Source organism: Mycobacterium sp. GA-2829 (assembly GCF_001499965.1).
Taxonomy (GTDB): Bacteria; Actinomycetota; Actinomycetes; order Mycobacteriales; family Mycobacteriaceae; genus Mycobacterium.
In genome coordinates this window covers 36793-51941 of the sequence record NZ_LQIT01000056.1, presented here as the reverse complement: position 1 = coordinate 51941, position 15149 = coordinate 36793, and the positions used below count along the sequence as shown (strand labels likewise).

The 15149-nt window shown below is 69.2% G+C and carries 17 protein-coding genes; 12 read left to right on the top strand and 5 right to left on the bottom strand.

All coding sequences use genetic code 11. The annotated features are described in order from the left end of the window. Window positions 1-4: 4 nt before the first annotated feature. Window positions 5-967, top strand: coding sequence for a DNA polymerase III subunit delta (gene holA / locus AU194_RS25970; protein ID WP_059092152.1), 963 nt, complete (start codon window positions 5-7; stop codon window positions 965-967). 17 nt (window positions 968-984) lie between these two features. Here the strand turns inward: holA and rpsT are convergent, their stop codons facing one another. Continuing rightward, window positions 985-1245, bottom strand: a complete 261-nt coding sequence (gene rpsT / locus AU194_RS25965) for a 30S ribosomal protein S20 (protein ID WP_059092151.1) — start codon at window positions 1243-1245, stop codon at window positions 985-987. A 243-nt stretch (window positions 1246-1488) separates the two neighbouring features. On the opposite strand from rpsT, the gene AU194_RS25960 reads away from it, so the two are divergent. From AU194_RS25960 to AU194_RS25950, 3 genes are read left to right on the top strand one after another with little or no spacing between them, the layout of a single operon-like run. Next, complete coding sequence (locus tag AU194_RS25960) at window positions 1489-3078, top strand: circularly permuted type 2 ATP-grasp protein (RefSeq protein ID WP_231743589.1); 1590 nt, start codon at window positions 1489-1491, stop codon at window positions 3076-3078. A gap of 12 nt (window positions 3079-3090) precedes the next feature. Further along, complete coding sequence (locus tag AU194_RS25955) at window positions 3091-4065, top strand: alpha-E domain-containing protein (protein ID WP_059092149.1); 975 nt, start codon at window positions 3091-3093, stop codon at window positions 4063-4065. 4 nt (window positions 4066-4069) lie between these two features. Continuing rightward, window positions 4070-4909 (top strand): transglutaminase family protein, encoded by an 840-nt coding sequence (locus AU194_RS25950; RefSeq protein ID WP_059092148.1) that lies wholly within the window; start codon window positions 4070-4072, stop codon window positions 4907-4909. Here AU194_RS25950 and AU194_RS25945 read toward each other — a convergent pair. Beyond that, the gene (locus AU194_RS25945; RefSeq protein ID WP_059092147.1) at window positions 4893-5750 is read right to left on the bottom strand and encodes a ribonuclease Z; all 858 of its coding nucleotides are present in this window, start codon (window positions 5748-5750) and stop codon (window positions 4893-4895) included. The genes AU194_RS25950 and AU194_RS25945 overlap by 17 nt on opposite strands. Window positions 5751-5860: 110 nt before the next feature. Here AU194_RS25945 and AU194_RS25940 point away from each other — a divergent pair, with 110 nt between their 5' ends. The 3 genes from AU194_RS25940 (at window position 5861) to AU194_RS25930 (ending at window position 8107) form a co-directional block, all read left to right on the top strand. Next, window positions 5861-6289 carry a CBS domain-containing protein gene (locus tag AU194_RS25940; protein WP_059092146.1) on the top strand — a complete coding sequence of 143 codons (429 nt, stop codon included), beginning with the start codon at window positions 5861-5863 and terminating at the stop codon, window positions 6287-6289. Between the two features lie 72 nt (window positions 6290-6361). After that, entirely contained in the window at window positions 6362-7477 is a 1116-nt protein-coding gene (locus AU194_RS25935; RefSeq protein ID WP_059092268.1) for an LLM class flavin-dependent oxidoreductase, read from the top strand. A gap of 21 nt (window positions 7478-7498) precedes the next feature. Further along, window positions 7499-8107 (top strand): GNAT family N-acetyltransferase, encoded by a 609-nt coding sequence (locus AU194_RS25930; protein WP_231743582.1) that lies wholly within the window; start codon window positions 7499-7501, stop codon window positions 8105-8107. A gap of 78 nt (window positions 8108-8185) precedes the next feature. On the opposite strand, the gene AU194_RS25925 is transcribed toward AU194_RS25930, so the two are convergent. From AU194_RS25925 to AU194_RS25915, 3 genes are all read right to left on the bottom strand, one after another. Then, window positions 8186-8392, bottom strand: a complete 207-nt coding sequence (locus AU194_RS25925; RefSeq protein WP_059092144.1) for a hypothetical protein — start codon at window positions 8390-8392, stop codon at window positions 8186-8188. 18 nt (window positions 8393-8410) lie between these two features. Next, complete coding sequence (locus AU194_RS25920) at window positions 8411-8695, bottom strand: hypothetical protein (protein ID WP_059092143.1); 285 nt, start codon at window positions 8693-8695, stop codon at window positions 8411-8413. A 275-nt stretch (window positions 8696-8970) separates the two neighbouring features. After that, window positions 8971-9597, bottom strand: coding sequence for a type II toxin-antitoxin system PemK/MazF family toxin (locus AU194_RS25915; RefSeq protein WP_059092142.1), 627 nt, complete (start codon window positions 9595-9597; stop codon window positions 8971-8973). A 42-nt stretch (window positions 9598-9639) separates the two neighbouring features. Here AU194_RS25915 and lepA point away from each other — a divergent pair, with 42 nt between their 5' ends. From lepA to AU194_RS25890, 5 genes are all read left to right on the top strand, one after another. Continuing rightward, window positions 9640-11544 carry a translation elongation factor 4 gene (gene lepA, locus AU194_RS25910; RefSeq protein ID WP_082698851.1) on the top strand — a complete coding sequence of 635 codons (1905 nt, stop codon included), beginning with the start codon at window positions 9640-9642 and terminating at the stop codon, window positions 11542-11544. A 43-nt stretch (window positions 11545-11587) separates the two neighbouring features. Then, window positions 11588-12304: a sensor domain-containing protein gene (locus tag AU194_RS25905; RefSeq protein ID WP_059092140.1), complete on the top strand. Its 717-nt coding sequence runs from the start codon at window positions 11588-11590 to the stop codon at window positions 12302-12304. An 11-nt stretch (window positions 12305-12315) separates the two neighbouring features. After that, the gene (locus tag AU194_RS25900) at window positions 12316-13011 is read left to right on the top strand and encodes a sensor domain-containing protein (protein WP_059092139.1); all 696 of its coding nucleotides are present in this window, start codon (window positions 12316-12318) and stop codon (window positions 13009-13011) included. A gap of 90 nt (window positions 13012-13101) precedes the next feature. Next, window positions 13102-14073, top strand: a complete 972-nt coding sequence (locus AU194_RS25895) for an isopenicillin N synthase family oxygenase (RefSeq protein WP_059092267.1) — start codon at window positions 13102-13104, stop codon at window positions 14071-14073. Window positions 14074-14132: 59 nt separating this feature from the next. Further along, on the top strand, window positions 14133-15083 hold the full coding sequence (locus tag AU194_RS25890) for a LysR family transcriptional regulator (RefSeq protein WP_059092138.1): 951 nt from the start codon (window positions 14133-14135) through the stop codon (window positions 15081-15083). Window positions 15084-15149 lie beyond the last annotated feature (66 nt).

Sequence of the window (15149 nt, the reverse complement as noted above, 5' to 3'; positions counted from 1 at the left end):
GAGGGTGAGCCAACAGGTCGAAGCCCTCCATCTGGTGTTGGGCGACGAAGAACTTCTCGTCGAGCGCGCGGTCGCGGCCGTGCTGAGGAACGCGCGCAAGCGTGCGGGCACCGACGACGTTCCGGTCAACCGGTTGCGCGCAGGGGAGGTCAGCACCAGCGAGCTCGCCGAACTGCTCAGTCCGTCGTTGTTCTCCGACGAACGGGTGGTCGTGCTCGAGGCGGCCGGCGAGGCCGGCAAGGATGCGGTCGCGCTGATCGCGAGCGCCGCCGCCGACCTGCCGCCGGGCACCATGCTCGTGGTCGTGCACTCCGGCGGGGGTCGCGCGAAGGCGTTGGCCGATCAGCTGAAGAAGCTCGGCGCCGAGGTGCATCCGTGCGCCAAGATCGTCAAGGCCGCCGACCGCGCGGACTTCGTGCGCAGAGAGTTCCGTACCCACAAGGTCAAGGTCACCGATGACACCGTCACCGCCGTCGTCGACGCGGTGGGCTCCGACATCCGCGAATTGGCGGCGGCCTGTTCGCAGTTGGTCGCCGACACCGCCGGTGAGGTCAACGCCGCCGCGGTGCGCCGGTACCACTCGGGCAAGGCGGAGGTGAAGGGGTTCGACATCGCCGACAAGGCGGTCACCGGGGACGTCGCCGGGGCGGCCGAAGCGCTGCGGTGGGCGATGCTCAGCGGCGAACCGCAGGTGGTGTTGGCCGATGCGCTGGCCGAAGCGGTGCACACGATCGCGCGGGTGGGTCCGCTGTCGGGCGACCCCTACCGGCTGGCGGGGGACCTGGGCATGCCGCCGTGGCGGGTGCAGAAAGCCCAGAAGCAGGCGCGACGGTGGTCGCGGGCGTCGGTGGCCGAGGCGATCCGAGTCGTCGCAGCACTCAACGCCGACGTCAAGGGCGCAGCGGCCAACGCCGACTACGCCCTCGAGTCAGCGGTGCGCAGAGTCGCCGAACTGGTGGCCGACTGAACGAGGGGGAGAAGCGCTCAGAGCTTGTTGAGCGCGGAGGCCAGCGCCGACTTCTTGTTGGCGGCCTGGTTCTTGTGGATGACGCCCTTGCTGGCGGCCTTGTCCAGCTTGCGGCTGGTGGTGACGAGCAGCTCGGCGGCCTTGTCCTTGTCGCCGGAATCGACGGCCTCACGGAACCCGCGCACCGCGGTGCGCAGCGAGGACTTCACCGACTGGTTGCGCAGACGCCGGCGCTCGTTGGTACGGATGCGCTTTTCCTGCGACTTGATGTTGGCCACGAAGAGCTGTCCTTCTTCAATCTCGGGTGGATGATGCAAAGTCTTCGGCCGCGCCACGACGGCGGGCAGCGACTGTTCAGGTTACCAGCGGCGCGCCGTTCGACCAAAGTCCGCCCCGCTAACCTGCTTGAACGCCGCTCGTACGGCAAAGTAGCAGGCGTGAGTCTGCGCACCCTGCCCAGTGAGTCCTCGTCGTCGGCCCGAAGCTCCCGCAACGGGTCGAAGTCCAAACGCCACGAGGGCATCTTCGCCGGATACAACAGCGTCGGCGGCTACGACAAGGCGTTCGACGAGATGTTCGACCCGCAGGGCAACGTGCGCGGTCCCTACAAGGGCATCCACAACGAACTGGCACCCGCCGACGCCGCCGATCTGCAGGCCCGCGCCGACGCGCTCGACCGGGCGTTCATCAACCAGGGCATCACGTTCTCGCTGTCCGGGCAGGAGCGGCCGCTGCCGCTGGACCTCGTGCCGCGGGTGATCTCCGCGGGCGAGTGGACGCGACTCGAACGCGGCATCACCCAGCGGGTGCGGGCGCTGGAGGCCTACCTCGACGACATCTACGGCGAACAGCACATCCTGCGCGACGGCGTCATCCCGCGCCGGCTCGTCACCTCCTGTGAGCACTTCCACCGCGAGGCCGTCGGGATCAGCCCGCCCAACGGGGTGCGCATCCACGTCGCCGGCATCGACCTGATCCGCGACGACCAGGGCAACTTCCGGGTGCTGGAGGACAACCTGCGTTCCCCGTCGGGGGTGTCGTATGTGATGGAGAACCGCCGCACCATGGCGCGGGTGTTCCCCAACCTGTTCGCCACCCACCGGGTGCGCGCGGTCGACGACTACGCCTCGCACCTGCTGCGGGCGCTGCGCAACGCCGCGGCCTCCAACGAGGCCGACCCGACGGTCGTGGTGCTCACCCCGGGCGTCTACAACTCGGCCTACTTCGAGCACTCACTGCTCGCCCGCCAGATGGGCGTGGAACTCGTCGAGGGCCGCGACCTGTTCTGCCGCGACAACACCGTCTACATGCGCACCACCGCCGGGGAACGTCAGGTCGACGTCATCTACCGCCGCATCGACGACGCGTTCCTCGACCCCATGCAGTTCCGCCCCGACTCGGTGCTGGGGGTGGCCGGACTGCTCAACGCCGCCCGCGCGGGCAACGTCGTCATCTCCAGCGCGGTCGGCAACGGCGTCGGCGACGACAAACTCGTCTACACCTACGTGCCGACGATCATCGAGTACTACCTCGGCGAGAAGCCGCTGCTGGCCAACGTCGACACCTACCGCTGCTGGCTCGACGACGAGCGGGAGGAGGTGCTCGACCGCGTCACCGAACTGGTCATCAAACCGGTCGAGGGCTCCGGCGGGTACGGCATCGTGTTCGGCCCCGACGCCTCGGAGAGGGAGCTCAACACCATCTGCAAGAAGATCCGCAACGATCCGCGCGGCTGGATCGCCCAGCCGGTCATGCAGCTGTCGACGGTGCCCACCCAGATCGGGGGCAAGCTGGCGCCCCGCCACGTCGACCTGCGCCCGTTCGCGGTCAACGACGGCGACGACGTGTGGGTGCTGCCCGGCGGGCTCACCCGCGTCGCGCTGCCGGAGGGTTCGCTGGTGGTCAACTCCAGCCAGGGCGGCGGATCCAAGGACACCTGGGTGCTGGCCTCGCGTACGTCGGCCGCCGACCGCGAACTCGCCGCCGCCGAGGTGCTGCGCGAACTGCCGAAGTCGCCGAAGGCGAACAAGGTCGAAAAGAACGCCAAGAACGCCAAGAACGCCGACGTCCAGTCCGCCGAGCAGCTGCAGCAACAGCAGCAACAGCAGTAGGGGGCACGGAACATGCTGGCACGCAACGCCGAATCGCTGTACTGGATCGGCCGCTACGTCGAACGCGCGGACGACACCGCCCGCATCCTCGACGTCACGGTGCACCAACTGCTCGAGGACTCCAGCGTCGACCCCGACCGGGTGGCGCGCACCCTGCTGCGGGTGCTCGGTATGCAGGCGCCCGACCATCCGCTGGACGTGTGGTCGCTGACCGAGATCGTCGCGTTCAACCGGGAGGCCGCCGACGGCACCTCGATCGTCGAGGCCATCTCCGCGGCCCGCGAAAACGCCCGCGGCGCACGGGAAGTCACCTCGACCGAGATCTGGGAGTGCCTCAACACCACTTACAACGCGCTCGCCGAGCGGGAACGCGCCGCCAAACGGTTCGGCCCTCACGAGTTCCTGTCCTACGTCGAGGGGCGCGCGGCGATGTTCGCCGGTCTGGCCGACTCCACGCTCAGCCGCGACGACGGCTACCGGTTCATGGTGCTCGGCCGCGCGATCGAGCGCGTCGACATGATGGTGCGGCTGCTGCTGTCCCGCGTCGGGGACAGCGGGTCCTCGCCGGCGTGGGTGACGCTGCTGCGCTCGGCCGGTGCGCACGACACCTATCTGCGCACCTACCGCGGCGTGCTCGACGCCGGGCGGGTGGTCGAGTTCCTGATGCTCGACCGGCTGTTCCCGCGGTCGATCTTCTACTCGCTGCGGTTGGCCGAACACAATCTCGACGAGCTGCTGCACCGGCCGCACAACCGGCTGGGCGCCACCGCCGAGGCGCAGCGCCTGCTGGGCCGGGCGCGCAGCGAGCTGGAGTTCATGCATCCCGGCGTCCTGCTCGAATCACTCGAGCAGCGGTTGGCCGGGCTGCAGAAGATGTGCAGTGAGGTCGGAGAAGCGTTGGCACTGCAGTACTTCCACGTCGCACCGTGGGTGGCTTGGACCGATGCCGGTCGCAACACGCTGGTCATCGAAGAAGGGGAGGTCTGAGGTCATGTGGCGGATGCGGGTGGTGCACGCGACGGGTTACGCCTACAAGTCCCCGGTCACCGCGTCGTTCAACGAGGCGCGGTTGACGCCGCGTTCGGACAGCAGGCAGAACGTGATCCTCAACCGGGTCGAGACGGTGCCCGCCACCCGGCAGTACCGCTACGTCGACTACTGGGGCACCGCGGTGACCGCATTCGATCTGCACGCCCCGCACACCGAACTCGAGGTGACGGCCTCCTCCGTTGTCGAGACCGACGTCGGTGACCGGCCGGAGGAGACGGTGACGTGGGACGATCTGCGGTCCGAGGCGGTCATCGACCGCTACGACGAGGTCCTCACCGCCTCCGAATACACCCCGGCCAGCAAGCGGATCGCGCGGGTGGGTCAGCGCATCGCCAGGGACCACGACCCGTACGAGGCGGTGATCGCCGCCGCGAACTGGGTGCACACCGAACTGGACTACGTGCCGGGCACCACCGGGGTGCACTCGTCGGGCCTCGACGCGCTACGCGAGGGCAAGGGCGTGTGCCAGGACTTCGCGCACCTGTCGCTGATCCTGTTGCGCAGCATGGGGATTCCCGCCCGGTACGTCTCGGGGTACCTGCATCCGAAGGGTGATGCCAAGATCGGCGACACCGTCGACGGGCAGAGCCACGCGTGGGTGCAGGCGTGGACCGGCGGCTGGTGGAACTACGACCCCACCAACGACACCGACATCGACGAGCGCTACATCAGCGTGGGGGTCGGGCGCGACTACGCCGACGTGTCCCCGCTCAAGGGCATCTACTCCGGGGAGGGGTCCACCGACCTCGACGTCGTCGTGGAGGTCACCCGGCTGGCTTGACGCACACCCCCGGATGGACCTCGACGCGGTGCAGGTCGTCGCCGAGCTCGATCTGGCGGGGGAACACCGCCGCCGCCCGTGCGCGCCAGTCGTCCTCCTGTCCCGGGGCGATCGGCGGCAGGTAGTGGGTGAGCACGAGGATCCCGACCCCGGCCCGGCGGGCGGTGTCGGCGGCCTCCTCGACCGAGGAGTGGTAGTCGCAGACCTCACGCACGCGCTGTTGGGGGGCCAGTGCCACGAGATCCTTGCGGATCACGGTGTGCACCAACGCACCCGCACCCGCGGCGAGTTCGTCGAGGCCGGCGCACGGCACGGTGTCGCCTGCGAGCACCACCGAGGCGTCGGCGTGTTCGATGCGGAAGCCGATGGTCGGGGTGACCGGGCGGTGGTCGGTCGGCGCCACCCGCACCGTCACGCCGTCGTGGTCCCACACCACGCCCTCGGTCACCTCGTGTACCTCGACCGGCGGCGGTGCGGTCAGATCCGGGTGGTGGTCGATGCGGTAGCCGATGTCGTGACCGAACGCGGCGAGCATCCGGGTCACCGCCTCCGCGGTGCCGGGCGGGCCGAACACCTGCAGCGGCACCTGCTCGTCGAAGGTGGTGATCCATCGGGTGATCAGCAGGTCGCCGAGGTCGGCGATGTGGTCGCTGTGCAGATGGGTCAGCAGTAGCGCCGACAACGCGTTCGCGGCGATTCCGGCTGCGGCCATGCGCATCTGCACGCCGCGGCCGCAGTCGACGAGAAACGCCTGTCCGCCCGCGCGCACCAACGTCGACGCCCCGGCCCGGCGCGGGTCGGGGATGGGGCTTCCGGTTCCCAGCAGTGTCACCTCGATCATGGCCCCATAGGTACCGTGCGGACGGCGATCGTGCGCCGGTTTGGCTATTCCGATCGCGGCGAATCCGGCCTAGCCTTATGTGAGCCGTATCACAAGAGGCGGAGGCGGCGATGCGAATAGCGGACGTGCTGCGCAGCAAGGGGTCGGCGGTGGCGACCATCACCGAGACCACCACGGTCACCGGCCTGCTGGCCGAACTCGCCACCCACAACATCGGCGCCATGGTGGTCGTCGGCCCCGACGGCATCGTCGGCATGGTCTCCGAACGCGACGTGGTGCGCCGGCTCCACGAACGCGGCGCCGACCTGCTGCGCAGGCCGGTGTCGGAGTTGATGACCGCCGTCGTGGTCACCTGCACCCCCGACGATCCCGTCGACGACCTGGCCGCGTTGATGACCAACAACCGGGTGCGCCACGTGCCGGTGCTCGACGGTGGCCGGCTGGCCGGGATCGTGAGCATCGGCGACGTGGTCAAGACGCGGATGGAGCAGTTGCAGACCGAACAGGAACAGCTGCAGGCCTACATCACCCGGGGATGAGCGCGAGAGTCGTTGCGTTCACGCTGGTCTGAATCCTCGACATCGCCCGCGGCGCCGACCAGAGTGCTGCCGGTGAGTGCACACCTGAAGTTCCACTGGTACCTGCCGACGCACGGCGACACCACGACGATCGCCGACAATCGGGGCAGCGCTTCGGTGCGGGCAGAGTCGCATCTGGAGCCGACGCTGCACAACCTCACCGCCCTCGGCCGTGCCGCCGAGGACTACGGGTTCGAGGCCGTGCTCACCCCCACGGGTTCGCACTGCGAGGACTCGTGGATCGCCACCGCGGCGCTCGCCCAGCACACCCGCCGGCTCAAGTACCTGGTGGCGTTCCGACCCGGGGTGCTGTCACCGACACTGGCGGCCCAACAGGTCAGCACCTACCAGCGCTTCACCGGTAATCGGCTGGCGCTCAACGTCGTCACCGGCGGCGACGACGACGAGATGCGGCGCTACGGCGACGCGATCGACAAGTCGGCGCGCTACCGGCGCACCGGGGAGTTCCTGCACGTGGTGCGCGGCATCTGGACGGACCCGGACTTCTCCTTCCACGGCGAGTTCTACGACATCGACGCCGCGCGAACGGCGTACCCGCTCGCTCAAACGCCGACGGTCTACTTCGGTGGGTCGTCACCGGAGGCCATCGAGGTGGCCGCGCGGTACGCCGACGTGTACCTCACGTGGGGTGAGCCGCCGGATCAGGTGGTGGAGAAGATCGACCGCGTACGCGCCGCGGCCGCACGGCACGGGCGCATCCTGCGGTTCGGGGTGCGCTTGCACACCGTCGCGCGGCCGACCTCCGCGCAGGCGTGGCAGCGAGCCGAGGAACTGATCGCGGGGCTCTCTGCCGACGAGGTGCGGCGGGCGCACGACCGCTATCTCGCGAGCGGATCCGAAGGCCAGCGGCGGATGGCCGCGCTGACCACCGGGGATCTCGTCGACGCGCGCAGCCTCGAGGTCCACCCCGGGCTGTGGGCAGGGCCGAGCCTGCTGCGCGACGGCGCGGGCACCGCAGTCACCGGCAGCTACGAGGAGGTCGCCGCCGTGTTCGAGGAGTACCGGCGGCTGGGCATCAGCGAATTCGTCCTGTCCGGGTACCCACAGGCCCAGGAGATCCGTCACGTCGGCGAGGGCGTACTGCCCCTTCTCGCGGGCACTCCCGCCGAGGCGGTCCCGGCGGGTTAGAGAATGTGCCATGGTGGGCGGGTGGCTGCCATCGACCTCCGCCCGGGGCGCAAGTCGGATGTGCGGGATTTGGCGGACGTACTCGGCCGCGCGTTCCACGACGATCCGGTGATGACCTGGATCCAGCCCGATGCGGCCGCCCGACGCCGGGCTCTCCCGCGGATGTTCGCCACCATGACTCGGCACCATTTCCTGCGCGGCGGGGGTGTCGAGGTGGCCGCCGGGGGCGACGGTATCGGTGCCGCGGCGCTGTGGGATCCGCCGGGCCGGTGGCAGCAGACGTCGTTGGAGGGGTTGCTGATGATGCCGGCGTTCATCCGTGCGTTCGGTAACCGGGTGGCCGCGGGCCGGCAGGTGGCCGACCAGATGAAGGAGCGCCATCCCGAGGAGCCGCACTGGTACCTGGCGATCATCGGTAGCGATACGTCGGTGCGCGGCAAGGGATTCGGGCAGGCGCTGATGCGGTCGCGACTCGACCGCTGCGACGCCGAATACGCGCCGGCGTACCTGGAGTCCAGCAATCCCGACAACATCCCGTACTACGAGCGGTTCGGTTTCGAGGTCACCGGGGAGTTGAGGCTGCCGGACGGCGGCCCCTCACTGTGGCCGATGTGGCGCGAACCCCGATAGCGCCGCACGCCGAGACTGCTGTCAGATCATCAAATCGGCGAAAAACATGATCTGTGAGCAGCTTCGGCGCAACGCTTGTCAGCCCACGTGCATGAGTTGACCGGCCAGCCCGAACAGCCGGCTGCCCAGCCGTAACACCGGAATCCCCAACGGCAGCAACAGGATCGTCACGCACAGCAGACCGCCGACGAGCCACACCAGCGCCGCCACGACTCCCAGCACCACACCGAGTACGGCCGACACGATTCCGAGCAGTACGTTGAGTAATCCGTTCAACGCTCCCATTTCTCGGCCTCCACTTCACTACTTCGACACCGCGCGCGAGAACCGTTTGCGCCCCTTGCGCAGCGACTTGCGCGCATCGCGGCCCGCCCGGTCCGCGTTCTTGGAGAGTTCGTTCACCGGATGGGCGAGACCGCGCGGCAACATCAACTGCACCGCCTGCTTCAACAGGCGGCCGGACAGAGCGAGCAGGGGGACGCCCAGCGGCAGCAGGATCGCGGTGAGCGACAGCAGTACCCCGACGAGTCCGAGCAGACCGGCGAGGATCCACAGCAGTGCGCCGAGAAGAGCCCGCAGCACACGCATCGCGACACCCCTTGCCTCACTCGCCCGTTGGGGGCGAGGGGACTAGAGCGTCGGTTCAGGCCGGCAGTATGCGCACAGTCCGGGACGCATGGTGGGGTAGCCGCAGGCGAAACAGATGGCCAAGACAGCTATCGGCGATCCCGTCGAGGGGGCTGTGCCGAAATGTGCCGAGTCGACGCCGACACCTAGTCCGTTCATTTGCCCGTCCTTCCTGCTGACGGACTACCCGCGCGCACAGGATATTAACCGTTCCGTCGAATACGGGAGCGGACGGGTCAGCTCCAGGAGTACTCAGTGCGCAACCGTGCGGCCACCACGTCGAAGCGTTCACGGTCGAGGATCGCGCCCTCGCGGCGGATCCCCTCCTCGGGGACGTCGAGCACACGGTCCAGCCGCACCCAGCTGGCCCTGCCGTCGTAGTCCCAGCTACCCGCCCCGATCGCCACCCAGTTGGGATCGTCGCCGTGGTGGTCCTGGCTGGACAGCATCAGCCCGAGCAGGGTGCGGCGGTCCCGCCCGACGACGAGTACGGGGCGGTCCTTACCGCGGTTCGGGTCGTCCTCGTAGACCACCCACGTCCACACGATCTCGCCCGGATCGGCGCGCCCGTCCAGGTCGGGGGCGTAGACGATCTTGCGGGCCCGCTGCGCGGTCGGAACGCTGTTCTTGGTGACCGGCCGGCCCGCGGTGATGGCGGGGGTGGGCGGGCTGGCGGCGCCGGCCAGGGCGGACAGGCCCACGCCCAGCCCGATCCGTAGACCCTGCTGAATGCCCTGCTGCACCGTACGAGGCCGGTTCTCGGATTGCTGCAGCTGGCGGATCACCTTCGGTGCCTCCTGGAACACCAGCTTCTCCGCCAACCGCTGGAACGACTTCCACTGCGGAGGCATGCATTCGAGCATAGGTGACCTTCCGGGGGCGCGATTGTGCCCGACGGGCCGTCGATGGATACCCTTGAGGCCACCAGGACCGCCCTTACCAGGAGATTCCCAATTAGCAGTTTCGCCGACCAGACCTTCACCGCGCCGGCGCAGATTCGGAACTTCTGCATCATCGCCCACATCGACCACGGCAAGTCGACGCTCGCGGATCGGATGCTGCAGCTGACCGGTGTCGTCGCCGACCGCGACATGCGCGCGCAGTATCTCGACCGGATGGACATCGAGCGCGAGCGCGGCATCACCATCAAGGCGCAGAACGTGCGGCTGCCGTGGTCGGTTACCAGGGAAGACGGGTCAGCCGAGAAGTTCGTGCTGCACCTGATCGACACCCCCGGCCACGTCGACTTCACCTACGAGGTGTCGCGCGCGCTGGAGGCGTGCGAGGGCGCCATTCTGCTCGTCGACGCCGCCCAGGGCATCGAGGCGCAGACCCTGGCCAACCTGTACCTCGCACTGGACCGCGATCTCACGATCATCCCGGTGCTCAACAAGATCGATCTGCCGGCCGCCGACCCCGACCGCTACGCGGGCGAACTGGCCCACATCATCGGCTGTGAACCGTCCGACGTGCTGCGGGTCTCCGGCAAGACCGGTGTCGGGGTGACCGAACTGCTCGACCAGGTGGTGCGGCTGGTGCCCCCGCCGACCGGCGACGCCGACGCCCCGGCCCGCGCGATGATCTTCGACTCCGTCTACGACATCTACCGCGGTGTGGTCACCTACGTCCGCGTCGTCGACGGCAAGATCACCCCGCGCGAACGCATCGCGATGATGTCGACCGGCGCCACCCATGAGCTGCTCGAGGTCGGCATCGTCTCACCCGAGCCGAAGGCTTCGGCCGGTCTCGGCGTCGGCGAGGTCGGCTACCTCATCACCGGGGTGAAGGACGTCCGCCAGTCCAAGGTCGGTGACACCGTCACGACCGCCCGCAACGGCGCCAAGGAAGCGCTCACCGGCTACCGGGAACCGCGGCCGATGGTGTACTCGGGCCTGTATCCCGTGGACGGGTCGGACTATCCGGTGCTGCGCGAAGCGCTGGACAAGCTGCAGCTCAACGACGCGGCGCTGACGTACGAGCCGGAGACGTCGGTGGCGCTCGGGTTCGGGTTCCGGTGCGGCTTCCTCGGCCTGCTGCACATGGAGATCACCCGTGAGCGCCTCGAGCGCGAGTTCAACCTTGACCTGATCTCCACCGCCCCGAACGTCGTGTACCGGGTCATCAAGGACGACGGCACCGAACTCACGGTCACCAACCCGTCGGACTGGCCCGACGGCAAGGTCCGCACCGTCTACGAACCCGTCGTCAAGACCACCGTCATCGCGCCCAGCGAGTTCATCGGCACGATCATGGAGCTCTGCCAGTCGCGGCGCGGTGAGCTCGGCGGGATGGACTACCTGTCGCCCGAACGCGTCGAACTGCGCTACACGATGCCGCTGGGCGAGATCATCTTCGACTTCTTCGATTCGCTGAAGTCCCGCACCCGCGGCTACGCCAGCCTCGACTACGAGGAAGCGGGCGAACAGGAAGCCGACCTGGTCAAGGTCGACATCCTGTTGCAGGGCGAGGCCGTCGACGCGTTCTCGGCCATCGTTCACAAGGACGGCGCCGCCGCGTACGGCAACAAGATGACCAGCAAGCTCAAGGAGCTGATCCCGCGCCAGCAGTTCGAGGTGCCGGTGCAGGCGGCGATCGGCTCGCGGATCATCGCCCGCGAGAACATCCGCGCGATCCGCAAGGACGTGCTCTCCAAGTGCTACGGCGGTGACATCACCCGCAAGCGCAAACTGCTCGAGAAGCAGAAGGAGGGCAAGAAGCGGATGAAGACGATCGGCCGGGTCGACGTGCCGCAGGAGGCGTTCGTCGCCGCGCTGTCCACCGATGCCGCCGGGGACAAACCCAAGAAGTAGTCCGAACGGTCGCACGGCCGGCGGCGGCGTGCTAGAGAAAAGCATGCACGCACCACGCCTGGCGTCGATCCTGGCCGGTGCATGCCTGCTCGTCGGGTGCACCACCACCGTCGACGGGATGGCCGTCGACGACGAGCCCGCGGGCACCCCCACCCCGATGCGTGCGCTCGACGGCGTCCTGCCGACCGCCGAGGAACTGTCCGGGGCGCTGGGCGTCGCCCCGACCGGGTTGATGGGCCAGCTCGTCGAGGGCGGACCGGACACCCTGCTGCGCGGTGTGGACCGCGCACAGGCCACCCCGGTGGAATGCGTGAGCACCACCTATCGCCTCCAGCAGGCGGTCTACGGTGCCAGTTCCGTGCGGTCGGTGGCCAGCCGGTCCTGGGCGGCGGGCAGCGTCGACGGACCCGCGCTGAGCGGGTTCTTCGGGGTGGTGCAACTGGCCTCGGCCGAGGACGCCGAGGCGTTCTTCGCCGCCGCGGCCGACGACTGGCGGGACTGCGACGGCGCGACGATGGTGCTGCGCCGCGGCGGTGCCGGGGCCGCCGAACACAGCCGCATCACCGAGGTCCGAGTGGCCGCGCCGGTGGTGTCGGCGGTGGTGGTGCACGGCGGCGCGACGCCGATCCAGCGCGCCATGGGCGTAGCGGGGGACGCGATCGTCGACGTCGAGATCACCGACGTTGCCGGGGCCCGCTCCGGCGGCGCGGACGCCGCGGTCGACGTCGCGCAACTCATGCTCGACAAACTGACCGGCTGAGGGGTCCCCGGATGAGCCGGAGAGTGGCGGTCGCGCTGGTGGTCGCGGCGCTGGTGGCCGGGTGCGCGCGCACGGTGTCGGGTGATGCGGTGCGGCAGGCCGGCGACGACGTCTCGGCCGTGCCGCCGCTGTCAGAGGTCCACCTGGGCGACGTGCTGGTGGACATCGACGAGCTCAACAGCATCGTCGGCTCCGTCGGGATGGTCGTCACCAGTGATGTGGGGGTGATGACCGATCACTCCGGCGACGTCTCGGATCCGGGCTGCGTCGGGGCGGTCTACGGCGCCGAGGAGACCGTCTACGAGGGCAGCGGGTGGACGGTGGTCCGCGATCAGGTCGCGCGGGAACCGGGGGAGGACAACCAGCACTGGGTCGAGCAGACCGTGGTGCTGTACCCGTCGGAGGACGAGGCCCGCGCGTTCGTCGCCGCGGCGCGCGCGATGTGGGAGGAGTGCGCGCGGGCCGGGCTCGTCGTCGACGACGGCGTCGTGCGCTCGCTGTGGGACATGGCCTCGGTGGTCGACGACGGACCGCTGCTGACCCAGATGTCGGTGCAGCGCGACGCCGGCGGCTGGGGGTGCCAGCACGCGATGTCGGCGGCGTCGAATCTCGTCGTCGAGACATGGGCGTGCGCGTTCGCACCCGGGACCGAGGCGGCGGCGATCGCCGCGCAGATGGTGGACAACGCCGCCGAAGCGGCCGGCTGAACCGACGGCGCCTTCACGAAGTCTGCAACGGTGTCCAGCGTTGGTGAACGCCGCTGGCTGCTTCGGCGTTCGCGGCCCACAATGGCGCGCGTGCTACCCGTTCTCGACCTCGCCGACGCCGCCACAGACCCGGACGGCTTCCGTGCCCGGCTACGGGAGGCCGCCCACGACGCCGGGTTCTTCTACCTCGTCGGGCACGGCGTCCCTCTCGAGCGGTTCGAGCGGGTGCTGAGCCTGGCGCGGGAGTTCTTCGCGCTGCCCGCCGACCGCAAGAACGAGATCAGCCAGCTGCGCAGCCCGCAGTTCCGCGGGTACTCGCGTCTGGGCGGGGAACTGACCAACGGCACCGTCGACTGGCGGGAGCAGATCGACATCGGGCCGGAGCGCGAGGTCATCGACGGTGCGGAAGGCTACTGGCGGCTGCAGGGACCGAACCTGTGGCCGTCGGCGCCGCCTGGGTTCCGCGCCGCGTTCGAGGACTGGGATGCGGCGTTGTCGGCCGTCGGGCTGCGGTTGTTGCGGCACTGGGCGGTCTCGTTGGGGGCGGCCGAGGACACCTTCGACGCGGCGTTCGCCGACCGCCCCGCCACCTTGATGAAGGTGGTTCGTTATCCGGGCACCACCGAGACCGCGCAGGGTGTCGGGGCGCACAAGGACTCGGGGGTGCTGACCCTGCTGCTCGTCGAACCCGACTCGACCGGTCTGCAGGTCGAGTCGGGATCCGACGAATGGATCGACGTCCCGCCGCTGCCCGGGGCGTTCATCGTCAACATCGGCGAGCTGCTCGAGGTGGCGACCGGCGGTTACCTGCGCGCCACCCGACACCGCGTGCTCGCTCCTCGGCCGGGCACCGACCGCGTCTCGATTCCGTACTTCCTCAACCCCGCACTCGATGCGCTGATCCCGATTCTGGCGCTGCCCGCCGAACTGGCCGCACGCTGCCGTGGGGTGGAGGCAGATCCGGACAATCCGATCTTCAACACCTACGGCGAGAACGCGTGGAAGTCGCGCACCCGCGCCCATCCCGACGTCGCGGCGCTGCACCACGGCAGCACCCGGTGATTGCCTCGCGCTGATCGCAATGCTGGTGTGTCCGCGCTACCGCGCCTTAACGTCACGCCGTGTTCGATGTACGCCGCCTGCTGGTGTTGCGCGCCGTGGTGCGCTTCGGTTCGCTCAGTGCCGCGGCGGCGTCGTTGGGTTACACCACATCCGCGGTCTCGCAACAGATCACCGCGCTCGAACGGGACATCGGCGCCAAACTCCTCGAGCGCGGCCCGTCGGGCACCCGATCGACGCCGGCGGGTGCCCGGCTGCTCGAACACGCCGAGTCCATCCTCGACGCCGTCGCAGCCGCCGAACAGGATCTGGCGCGGTTGGCCACCGCGACTCCCACGACGTTGCGGGTCGCGTCATTCACCAGCGCTGCCGCCACGATACTGCCGCGGGTGATCGCCCGCTATCACCACGAATTCCCGGCAACCCGAATCGAATTGGTCACCGCAGATCCCGACGACGCGGTGGCGCTGCTGAATGCCGACGGGGTGGCGGCCGCGATGGTCACCGAGGTGCCCGGGGAGGGACCCGAGTACCCGGGCGTGCACACGGTGCCGGTCTACGACGACGAGTTCTTCGTCGTGCTGCCACGCAGCCACCGGATGGCCGACGCCGTGGAAGTGCCGTTCGAGGCGCTGGCCTGTGAGAGGTGGGTGGTCAGCACCGCGACAGGCACCTGCCCCGACACCCGTGTATTTCAACACGCGTGTCGCCGAGCGGGTTTCGAGCCAGACGTGACGTTCCGCGCCGACGACTACGGCACGGTGCAGGGAATGGTCGCCGCGGGGGTCGGGGTATCACTGGTCCCTTCGTTGGCCGCCTGGGCCTCACGGGGTGACGTCGCGGTGCGCCGGCTCACCCACCGCCCCGTCCGACGGGTCGCCGTCGCGACCGCCGCGGTGCCCGCCCCCGGTTCTGCGCTGGCACGGCTGGTCGCGCTGACCGGGGACATCGGTGCCCGGCTGCGCGCCCGCGGTGTGTTCAGCGTTCCTGCAAGCCCTTCCAGTGTCGCTTGACACGCCTTCCTCCGTACCGTCGCCGCCTCTACCGTCCGACGGGCACGGCCATCGACGAAAGGACCA